The 10,796-nt window shown below is 26.8% G+C and carries 11 protein-coding genes; all 11 read right to left on the reverse strand.

The window, feature by feature from the left end; all coding sequences use genetic code 11:
• Positions 1–13 precede the first annotated feature (13 nt).
• On the reverse strand, positions 14–319 hold the full coding sequence (locus J1C67_RS19265; protein ID WP_167867655.1) for a helix-turn-helix domain-containing protein: 306 nt from the start codon (positions 317–319) through the stop codon (positions 14–16).
• Between the two features lie 693 nt (positions 320–1,012).
• Entirely contained in the window at positions 1,013–1,561 is a 549-nt protein-coding gene (locus J1C67_RS19270; protein ID WP_167867654.1) for a hypothetical protein, read from the reverse strand.
• Positions 1,562–1,816: 255 nt separating this feature from the next.
• On the reverse strand, positions 1,817–2,476 hold the full coding sequence (locus J1C67_RS19275) for a ParB N-terminal domain-containing protein (protein ID WP_167867653.1): 660 nt from the start codon (positions 2,474–2,476) through the stop codon (positions 1,817–1,819).
• A gap of 1,423 nt (positions 2,477–3,899) precedes the next feature.
• Positions 3,900–4,559, reverse strand: a complete 660-nt coding sequence (locus tag J1C67_RS19280; RefSeq protein WP_167867663.1) for an ABC transporter ATP-binding protein — start codon at positions 4,557–4,559, stop codon at positions 3,900–3,902.
• A gap of 5 nt (positions 4,560–4,564) precedes the next feature.
• Entirely contained in the window at positions 4,565–5,836 is a 1,272-nt protein-coding gene (locus J1C67_RS19285) for an FtsX-like permease family protein (protein ID WP_167867662.1), read from the reverse strand.
• Positions 5,837–5,840: 4 nt separating this feature from the next.
• Positions 5,841–6,905, reverse strand: a complete 1,065-nt coding sequence (locus J1C67_RS19290; RefSeq protein WP_167867661.1) for an ABC transporter permease — start codon at positions 6,903–6,905, stop codon at positions 5,841–5,843.
• 97 nt (positions 6,906–7,002) lie between these two features.
• Positions 7,003–7,347, reverse strand: a complete 345-nt coding sequence (locus J1C67_RS19295; protein WP_167867660.1) for a hypothetical protein — start codon at positions 7,345–7,347, stop codon at positions 7,003–7,005.
• 325 nt (positions 7,348–7,672) lie between these two features.
• Positions 7,673–7,924, reverse strand: a complete 252-nt coding sequence (locus tag J1C67_RS19300) for a plasmid stabilization protein (protein ID WP_167867659.1) — start codon at positions 7,922–7,924, stop codon at positions 7,673–7,675.
• A 134-nt stretch (positions 7,925–8,058) separates the two neighbouring features.
• Entirely contained in the window at positions 8,059–8,466 is a 408-nt protein-coding gene (locus J1C67_RS19305; protein ID WP_167867658.1) for a hypothetical protein, read from the reverse strand.
• A 409-nt stretch (positions 8,467–8,875) separates the two neighbouring features.
• Positions 8,876–9,847 carry a hypothetical protein gene (locus J1C67_RS19310; protein WP_167867657.1) on the reverse strand — a complete coding sequence of 324 codons (972 nt, stop codon included), beginning with the start codon at positions 9,845–9,847 and terminating at the stop codon, positions 8,876–8,878.
• A gap of 188 nt (positions 9,848–10,035) precedes the next feature.
• Positions 10,036–10,203, reverse strand: a complete 168-nt coding sequence (locus J1C67_RS19315) for a hypothetical protein (RefSeq protein WP_167867656.1) — start codon at positions 10,201–10,203, stop codon at positions 10,036–10,038.
• Positions 10,204–10,796: the final 593 nt, after the last annotated feature.

The following is a 10,796-nucleotide window of genomic DNA, read 5'->3' on the forward strand; positions in this document are numbered from 1 at the left end:
TACTAATTTATTTTTATTTCAAATCATAAACACCATTCAAAACTCTACATACTGTAGATTTGCTCCAACCTGTTTCTTTAGTTATAGAACTATAGCTTAAGCCCTCTTTAGCTCTTAATGTTTTTATATACAATATTTCTTCATCTGTTATTTTTCTTTCCTTTGGTTCTAAGTATCCAGTTTTCTTAATTCTTGCTTCTAAAAGTTTAACATTATTTTTCAACTCTCTATTTTTTTCATAAAGTTTATCATAACTATCTACAAGATCCTTATACTTACTTTCCCAATCTATAGTACTTTTCTTCTTGAACAAACTCATAACTAATCCCCTTACATCTAGTTTCTTATCTTATTAAACATACTAAATTAATATTAATCCTCTCAGCATCATAAAATTAAATATCCTTTTATATCCCAATACTAGCAATGCGTTTCATGTAACTTAGCTTTTTTATATACTGTTACACTTCAATCTTAGCAATTTCAATGCTTAAGATAACATTGCACACAAATATAATAACTTCTTTAACTATATGTATTCAGCCTTATTCCAGTTGTTTCAACTGTTTCAGAGCAGTTGTGTGCAATTGTTTATCCTGCACTACCGTGAGAAAGGGGTTTTATCCTAACCTAACTTAGTGATGAACTATTACATTATCTTGTGAAATCACTTAGTTATTATTGATATATCTCCTTGCGAATGGTCTTTATAAACTCAGTTTTAAAACGAAAAAGATAGCTAATGCTACAACATTAACTATCCCAATTTAAAAATACTAGCTTAAATTTTCAAAGTCCTCTAGGTTGCATTTTAAACCACCCTATAAATATCTTCCCCTAATTTGAGTATGCGATTTTCATATTTCAAGGTTTTAGGATTACCTAACAAGACCGACAGTGTTATAACAAAGTCAATGCTTGCAAACCACATATTATTAATGTATCTACTACGAGATCCTAACATTACTCCAGTGATAGTTCTCTATTTCAGAAAACTTTTATTTTAAGATTCTTATTTATCACATAAATATTTTTCTGTAATTTCATCAATTAAACTATTTAATAAAGTTTGATAATTTATATGCGGAAATTGTTCTTTAACCCTATCAATTTTATCCCAAATATCTTGATGTAATCTTATTGTTTTTGGAACTGGTTTTTCATCAGCAGAATAAATTTTTAATCCTAAATTATTTGTAACCACTTTAGCACCACTTTGTACACAAGCTACTTCTTTTAATATTCTTTCTAAAAGATTAACTCTTTCACTTAACTCTACAAAATCCTTATTTTCTATCAAACTAATAATTTTATTATTGATTACTTTAGTTTCATATGTGTCTATAACTTGCTTTTCAGCCTTAACGGGCATTTTAGCACCACTTTGCAACACAAATTGCCCATCAACTTTTTTAGTACCTTTTCTAGACAATCTTTTTGCAATAACTCTCTCATTTACCCCAAAATCATTTTCTTCTATAGCCCTCATAGTTCTACCTTTAAGTAGTTCTGTATTAATATAATTAATGACTTCTTCTAAACTCATATCCTCATAAATCATAAAACCCCACCTTGTAACCATATTGTAATTTATTGTACACATACTAAATATAGCACTAAGATAACCTAAAAAAAAGATATAAACACTACAATATCAAATATTATTAAATCTTCAATTAATTTAACCTCTAGTAGGGTAGCTCCAACATTTCCGATAAAACCCACGTTAAGGAATTTAAGTACCCAAAATTTAAATATAACTCTTAGCCGCAATCACTTTACAGGCTTACTTGTGTTTAGCAAACATATTTTTTTACTAAGCTATAAATGTTTTTACTAAGTCTGTTAGATTATATTTTTCAACAAATTCTTTACGAGATAATTCTGTTACAAATGCTTTTACATGCGTATTTAATAGTTTTGCTCTTATATACGTATGTAGCCCTGCAACTAGTACATATTCGCCATTATCTAAAGCTCTTATACATATAGGCTTGTTCGACTGTTCCTGCTCTGACATATGTATTTTTACCGTGAAATTAATATGACAACTTTCAACCATAGTAATATCATTAGCATTTACTAATATAAATTGGTCTTCAGGAATATTTTCAAACCAAAAAATCCTTTCAGGTTTATTTTCAATTTCTTTTTTTGTAGAACTAATAATAACCTTATCAACATTCTTAACTTTTTTCTTTTCTTGTCTTTTAACTTCGTTAATACCTGTAGAAATAACATATATAAATGGAATATCTTTTTTATTTTTCTTAACAATAATATGTCCTGTGATAATAAGGTTATTTTCTTTATTTTTAATACCATTCCATTGATTCTTTGTCATTTCTACAAAGAAAATACTCTCTGAATTTTCTTTATTAAGTATATTGCTTTTTACTATAACAACATACTTTCCGTCATTATTTAATTTTACTTCACTATCTAAAATTCCTTCTAATCTAATACTTGATTTCATTTTAGCACTTCCTTATCCAATAAATCTTTCAAAATTAATTATATATACATTATAGTATACTAAATAACCTAAAGTCACTACATATACTAGGGGCAACGCCCCTCTGCTAACGCATTCACCCAAAGGCTACCGCACTAACTCACTCCGACAAGCTACGTTGCGATCGTTTGGTCTACAGATTACATATCAATCTAAGGTTATTTAAACGATTATAGGTGCAAACTAGAGATAACCGGTAGAAGGAGCTGAAATTTGGACGCAGTTATTCCCTTAAAAATAGACATAACAATATATCTATCAATAAAAAAATAACTGCTTCACTCTTTGATAAACCGTATATCGGTCGCATCATCCATCTCGCACCTTATTTGTTACGTGTTAAAACACCCACAAGCTTTCTACATTACGGCTCTATCCTAATGCTAATCTTCTCATGGTTCCCGAGCACTTATGCTCCTAGAACTCCCACTCCCGACCTTTAAGTTGTCGTCACTCTCAACCCAAACGACCGTAGAATAAGGGCACGGCTCTATTGTTTGGAGGCACTATTTCGCGTCAGTTGTGCTTTCTGTTATGCTCACCTTTTAGTGGATTATCTTTATAGTCTTTGCAAGACTCCCTTTCCAGTTACTGTTATCACAACATTACCTTCCAAAGCTCCCATCTTTAAGTCATAGGGCAACTGCTAATATTCTTACTACTAGCTACTTTTTATTTACTATGTTACCTTTCAAATTAGAATTTTTTGATAAACTACTTGTCCTAAATTAGTTAAAATTCTCTTTAATTCATAGTTAAATTTAATAAAATGGTCAATGATCTACTGTTTATTCTAATTTTTTGTATAAAAAAACCTCTAGGCTAACACCTAGAGGATAAGTAACTTTTTAACCAAATTTCATTTTCTACTTGAAATTTTTCATATTTTCAATTATACTTTGAGTATAAATTAGATATGAACAGCTGGTTGGTTTCGTTCTTAGCTTCTTGGTACTTTGATACCTTTAAGTTACCTCAGATCGTCGCCAAACGATTTGAAGAACCGAAGTTCGCAAAAGCACTACTTGAAATAGTTGTGCTTTTTTTGTATTCAATTTTAAATATATGTTCTACTTTTTATATATAATTTACCATTTATGTGTCTTATTCTAAACGCTTATTTTACATAATGCAAGATTTTTTTATAAATAAATCAATATTTTTTATAAATATATTTTCTCTCACACCTTTAAATTACTCATTTCCATACCTTGTTGTCAATTTTCCCACTAACTAACTAACTAACTAACTAACTTTAAAAGAAGTTAAAGTTAATAAAAAAAGCACATAGTTTTCTATGAGCTTTTTTTTAAGATTTAAAAATCATCTTATCCTTGTCCTAATTTATTTAATTATATTTACTGACATCTCGTATAACTCAGTCCTATTCTCTTAATTCACCATCTTCAATGAAAATTATTTTATTACATTGATCTGCTATTTTTTTATCATGTGTTACTAAAATTATAGTTTTACCAGCCTTATTTAATTTTTTAAATATATTTATTATATTCTCTGAAGTTTTAGAATCAAGTGCTCCTGTTGGTTCATCAGCTAAAATAATTTCAGGGTCATTTATTATAGCACGTGCAATAGCAACTCTTTGACTTTGTCCTCCAGATAGCTCTTTAGGAAAACATTTAGCCTTCGTCTCTAACCCTAATATTTCTAAATATTTTATAACCTTCTGTTTTTTTTGTTTTCTTGATAGTTTACTATACTCTAATGGCACTACTATGTTTTCTTCCACTGTATAATCTTCAATTAGTGCAAAATGTTGAAAAACAAACCCAAACATTTTATTTCTTAATGGTGCTAAATCATTCTTATTGGTTTCTTCTCCATTAATAAAATATTCACCTTTTGTTTGTGTATCTAAACAACCTAAAATATTTAGTAGTGTTGACTTTCCTGATCCTGAGGTTCCCATGATTGCTATAAAATCACCTTTGTTAACACTAATTGAAATATTTTTTAATGCACAAACTTGTAATCCTTTTTTTCCATAATCTTTGCTTATATTGTTTAATTTTAGAAATTCCATCTCAACTATCTCCTTATTAATTCAGTTATATTCATACGCTTAATTTTAATTGATGAAGGAAGTGCTATAATACAACCTAAAACTATTGAAAATATGCCAAGTATAATTAATGATTTATAGTTAATTAGCCCTTGAAACTGTATTGATCCAAATGAGCCATATGACACTATAAATACAACACTCGTTATAAATGATATTAAACTTAACAAAATGAATTCTATTAGTATTCTTGAAAAAATATCCTTTATACTACATCCATAACTTATATGAACGCCAAACTCTATATATTTAGAATTTATCTTGTTTAAACTATTAAATATTAATCCTATAGTTACAAATATAATCGATAATAATAATCCCATAAACTGATCATACATTGAGTTCTTAAACATAGTTATAAGATCCTCTTGGACTTTTGATAAATCTTCCATATAAATTGTATCCGACAATGATTTCTCATTAATAATAGAATTTATTTCTTCGTATATACTACTATTATTTTCAATTGATAATATTGTTTCTCTAGCTAACCTCACTTCTAAGAAATTAACCATATTTTTATATTCTGGATCATTCTTATTTAAAGTTATAGTTTTCTCTATTGGCTGAATTGGGAAAATTATATAACTATCTAAATTTATTGAACCATAATTCGATATAAAAACAGAATTTTTATCTATAAATCCTATTACTTTAATTTTACTTAAATCTCCACCATACTGATTTTTATAATCTATAATATCTCCAATTTTAAAAAATTCTCTGTATTCACTTCCTAACATTACCGAAATAGGTAAATGTTCTTCGACTTTAAAATCCTCTTTCTCAAACATCCGTCCACTATCTATTTTAAATTTAAATTGACTCACAAAATTTTCATCTACATTAATGTCCCTAACCCACGAAAAGTCTTTTTGTGACCCTCCTGGCGAAGTAAATTGTTCCATACCATAAAAGTTTTTAATCTGTAAATTTTCATTACTATAAAAGCTTAAATTTTTATTATACTTCTGTTTAATTACTTCATAAAATTCTTTTACTTCCTTTGATTTTTCTTTATTATTTAAAATGTCTACTTCATTTATTAATTTAAACGAATAAATTTTTTTATTATCTAGTACTGATGAAATTTTACTCATTTCTTCTAATGTAATAACACTTTGATTTATTACAAAATATAAAAATATAAAACAAATACTCAATTGTACTATAGATAATATAGTCATAAATATTTGTTTAAATAGTGAAAGACAAGCATATTTAATATTTAAAAACATAATATCACCTTTTCATTATGTATGTAGGACTAATTTTTAATAATTTTATTAATGGTATTAAACATGTAACAAAGCCTGTTATTCCAGCTATAAATAATATATTATAAACATTATTTATATTTATATAGTAGTATAAGTAATTCTTATACATAACTAAGTATACTGTGTAATGAATTAATAACCCCATAATAAAAGATACAATTGTCACTATTTCATACTCTAATAATATTTTTGCGAATATCCTATTATTTTTTATCCCTACAGCCTTTAAGACTCCTATCTCATTTTCCCTTTTAGACATATAAAAACTAGCCATGTTTATAGTACTAAGCACAAATACAACTATAATAAACATCAAATAGTAAAATCTACTTCTTATATACCCAGTTATAGGATTTTTTATATTTAATGAACTATCCATTAAAATTTTAGATGAATTATCTATAAGTTTTAAGTCATGATCTAACTTACTAATTATATTAATATTTTTATTCATTGTTTCAACTTGATAAAATGATTCTTTATCTATTATATTGTTATAGATACTATTTGAATTAAAATTCACTATAAATTTATCATTTACTGAAGAATTCTCTCCACCCATTACCCCTATTACCTCATACCTTATATCTCCTAATACTAAGTATTTGGTATCATTTTCCTCAACTACACTATCAATCATATTCTTTCCAATAACTGAAACTGGAACATTAGATTTAAAGTCTAATACATTAAAATATCTTCCATTTAACATATTTGGTATAAAATTAGGTTTTGAATTAAAATATATAGCGCTGCCTTCAAATTGATTATACTTCAAACATTTATTTTGTATTACTATATCACTATACTTATCAAGTACTTCTATCAAACTTTTTTGTGCTATCTTTAAGCTATCTACATGAAATACTTTAGATTCATAAGTGAAAAAATTATTTTCTTCTATAAACTTCAATTTAGTTTGTTCAAACTTACTTATTTCCAATGAATAAAATAGACTCATAAAAACAAATGCTATAAATAGCATTTTAAAAGATTTAATATACCTTTTCATATAAATTCCTTTCAACAAATAAACTCCAATAAATTTGATTTTTAATATAAAAGCTTGTAATTAAATATTTTTTAAATTACAAGCTTTTATATTTATTTACTATCTAATTATTCTAGCGAGAAAAAAATTGTTTTGGTCCATTATAAGAATATGAATGTTGTCCATACGCCCCATAATATGCACCTGTTGGAGCATATGCAGTTACTGATGAATATCCATAATTAACTGAAGATTGTCTCTCATAGGATGTATACCCACTAAATTTAGCTGTGCAATAATTTGAAATATTGCTTGGGGTTGATGTAAATGCAGTATTTATTGCTTGAGACCCTGCCATACTTGCTTTAAAACCGCCCGTAGCAATACCATCTCCTGATGCAGCTGCATTTGCAACTAAACTTGAAGAAACTATAGTCATTGCAATAAGTAAACTGGAAATTAACGTCTTCTTTTTCATAATTATCCCCCTCTTTGTATTTTTTTACATTTTCATTTTAACACATAATATTTATTAAATAAATATATTTTAAGCATATTCATGATTATTGTTGAATAGGCGTAGTTCGACTAGATATATCTATAGAACAGAGTTGAAATTGTTATTGCACCTCTAATTTCGCTAAATTGTTCTTTTAGCGAAGAGATAAAAAACAACGGTTTTAAGCCATTTATAGAGTATGATATACTATAAAATAGTAGTTAACTGTTTAGTATCTCTAAACAATCACAAAAAAAGGTGGTATTTCGTGTATGTGGACACGAAATACCACCTTTTTGATATGTTATTTTACTGCTTTTAAATTCACTATATCTTTATAGTTCTTTGCAGTAACTAATTCAACAGTTGATAAATCATCTCTAATTCCATCAACCTTCTTTGTAATATCACTTCTAAATTCTAATAAATCAGCAGTTTGCTCAACTACCCCATCAAGTTTTCTATTAATTTCCTTTAGCTCTAACTTAATTTCTTTTTGATTTTCATCAACCTTACCTTCTAATCTTTTTAAAATCTCTAATATTTCTTTTTCCATTCTTAAATCACTCCTTATAATATCTATAGTATATCTAAATTTATTTAATATTAATAGGCTTAATATTTTCTAATTTTAATTTTATATTTTGCTTGTAGTAATTGTTTTTTATTTCTACAAGTTCTAATAACTGATTAAAATTTCTTATCTAATTTTGAAACTCTTTTACTTTCAATTCTTTTTTCTACAAGCTTAGTAGCATTATCTAAAGCTACTGCTTTTTCAATTTCAGTTGTTGCTAATAATGTAAATCCTGATTTAATAAATAATCCATTTAACATTTCTAAAATTATTTGAGAGTTTTTATCTGATGCATTACTAGCTCTTTTAATTCCTAATAATTCACTTTTTAAGTTTTCAGAAATTCTATCTCCAATTATTTTTATAACTGCTTCAGTAGACGTATCTGAATTTTTTCTATGCTCTCTAATAATTAGATCCAATGACTCACTAGAATATTTAAGATTATTTTCTTTTTTAAATTCCTCAATATATTCTATATTGTTTGCAGACATCATGTAGTCTTTTTTTATTCTTGCCATAATTTAAAAATCCCCTTTAATTCATTATTTGTTATAAAATAAAAGGCTTTGCGCTTACATATTCTTCACCCATAAACTTTAAAAAGATTAACCTAAACCAAGCTAGAGTTAATATATTTATTTTTAAAAACCTAAAGGTAATAAATATATTAAGAGCATAAGGAGAAACTGCCCCCAAAACATATGGGGGACTAGGCAAAGCCTAATGTTTCAATGGGTACAAAAAAACAACCTAATACGGAGGTTTACCGCATAGTTTCCGCATACTTTCCACATAGTTTGCGGATGTTTACCGCATACTTTTTTTAGTGCTTTTATTGAAAATATTTCTTTTTTTTCTTTAAATTTTATAATTTTTTCTTCAAGTTCTTTTATATTTTTTTGATATTTTCTATTTCTGAATCTAACCTTAATCTTTATTTTTATTCTTAATATTTTCTAATTTTACTTTTAAAACATTATATTTTTCTTGTATTAATTGTTCTTTATTTATAGCTTTATCTATCTCTAATTGATACTTTGACTTTTCAACTTCTAACTTGTTATCTAACTCCTCTTTAAATGCCTTTGTAAGCTCTTGATTTGATTTATATACTTCTGCCTTGTATTCTGTTTCTATAATCTTTAACTCTTCTTTGTGAGCCTTCTCTGTGTCTTTAACATCTTCTTTGTTGCTTTTATCTAACTCTTTAATATTATTTTTTAAATCCTTAAGCTCGTCTTTTAATGTATCAACTTCTTTTTTGTAGAACTCTTTCATACTTTCTGTATTTATAATCTTATCTTCAAGGTCTGCATTACAGTGTAATGCCTCTGTAATTTTATTATTTAATTTAATATTAGTTCCCTCAAGTTCTTTATTTAAATCTCTATATGATTTATACTCCGTAACTATTGAATTCAACGTATTAATTTGATCTTGCTGATTATCTACTATGACAGTCTTTTGTCCCAATTCCTTAGTAGTTTTTTCTAAAGATACTGTAAGATCCTTTACTATAGTTTCTAGTTCTTTTACTTTTTCATCATTTACTTTAGCAGCACTCTTTGAATTTTCCTTATATTCTTGTAAATCAGCTATAGTTTTATCCTTAGTATTTAATTCTAAACTTAATGTTTCTCTTATTCTTTCTTCACTAGTTTGATTTATAGCAAGCGAATTGATAAACATAGATACTAGGTTATTAACTGTATCTTGAAATACTTCAATCTCCTTAGCTCTATCTGTAATCTGACCTTTAGCTTTAGCCATTTCAAAGCTATTCATTAATCCTTTGAACATTTCTGCTTGATTTAACCCTTGTTTATCTGCTATTTCTCTAAATTTTTGGATATCTTCCTCAATTAATCTAAATGATACCGCCTTAATTTCATTACTCATAATTCAAATCTCCCCTTTTACATTATAATTATATGTATTTGTTATACATGACAATGTATTTTTATGTATGACATAATTATATCATATAATTTACTAAATAACTACCATTTTTTCGCAAAAAAATAGCAATACTTTCGTATTACTATTCTTAATTACATAAAATATACAAGACAGTCATCTTTTGATGACTAGATTTTTGAAAATAGCTGAAATGATAGTATGTCTAAATCATCACAGACATCTTCCAATACACATTTATCACACTCTCCACCACAAGTATTTAATATCTCTGTTATTAAATCATGTAATTTATTAGCTTTATCTTGATTTAATTTATCCATAATTACACCTTTCAATTGTTATAAGTTCACAAACTATTAATGGTACTATTCCTTCATAAAATCTATTAAAGCTAATGCCATGCTATCTAATAAAATTTATAAATCAAAAGGACTTTAAAGCCCTAATTATTAGAATTAGTATTATGTATTTGAGCTATGCAATTTTTAACTTTAATAATCTATAAGATTAGGGTAGTCCCTAACAAATCCGACCAAAGTCAATTATTGCAAAATACCTATTTGTACCACTCTTATATTAGCTCCTATCTACCCTATAGACATATTTATATTAATTATGTACCACATATAAAAGATTTCCTCTCTATTTGTCCCACCGTATAAACTAGTATTTTCAAGGCTTTTCCTTGAAGTTGTAGCTCTTGGTGACACCACCTTATCCTGCCCTTTTTTTAAAAGGTAAAAAAAAGTACTCCTAAGAGGACATAAAATTAAAATTTATATTCAAATTTTAATTTTAGTTTTTTTATCCTTATTCTTATATCAAACTTAATTTCCATACGCACTACCGCCTAGAGACTTTTTATTACCCTCTCTATAGGCTCTATCCCTTATACAAATCAAGTTTCCACTAAATAAATTTAATGAAA

This window comes from Clostridium gasigenes, from assembly GCF_017348895.1.
GTDB classification, from domain to species: domain Bacteria; phylum Bacillota; class Clostridia; order Clostridiales; family Clostridiaceae; genus Clostridium; species Clostridium gasigenes.

Coding starts and splice junctions, on each gene's coding strand:
- J1C67_RS19285 (WP_167867662.1), bottom strand. CDS start 5,836: ATGTTTTTAAATATTAAATATGCTTGTCTTTCACTATTTAAACAAATA.
- J1C67_RS19305 (WP_167867658.1), bottom strand. CDS start 8,466: ATGGCAAGAATAAAAAAAGACTACATGATGTCTGCAAACAATATAGAA.
- J1C67_RS19300 (WP_167867659.1), bottom strand. CDS start 7,924: ATGGAAAAAGAAATATTAGAGATTTTAAAAAGATTAGAAGGTAAGGTT.
- J1C67_RS19310 (WP_167867657.1), bottom strand. CDS start 9,847: ATGAGTAATGAAATTAAGGCGGTATCATTTAGATTAATTGAGGAAGAT.
- J1C67_RS19295 (WP_167867660.1), bottom strand. CDS start 7,347: ATGAAAAAGAAGACGTTAATTTCCAGTTTACTTATTGCAATGACTATA.
- J1C67_RS19275 (WP_167867653.1), bottom strand. CDS start 2,476: ATGAAATCAAGTATTAGATTAGAAGGAATTTTAGATAGTGAAGTAAAA.
- J1C67_RS19280 (WP_167867663.1), bottom strand. CDS start 4,559: ATGGAATTTCTAAAATTAAACAATATAAGCAAAGATTATGGAAAAAAA.
- J1C67_RS19265 (WP_167867655.1), bottom strand. CDS start 319: ATGAGTTTGTTCAAGAAGAAAAGTACTATAGATTGGGAAAGTAAGTAT.
- J1C67_RS19270 (WP_167867654.1), bottom strand. CDS start 1,561: ATGATTTATGAGGATATGAGTTTAGAAGAAGTCATTAATTATATTAAT.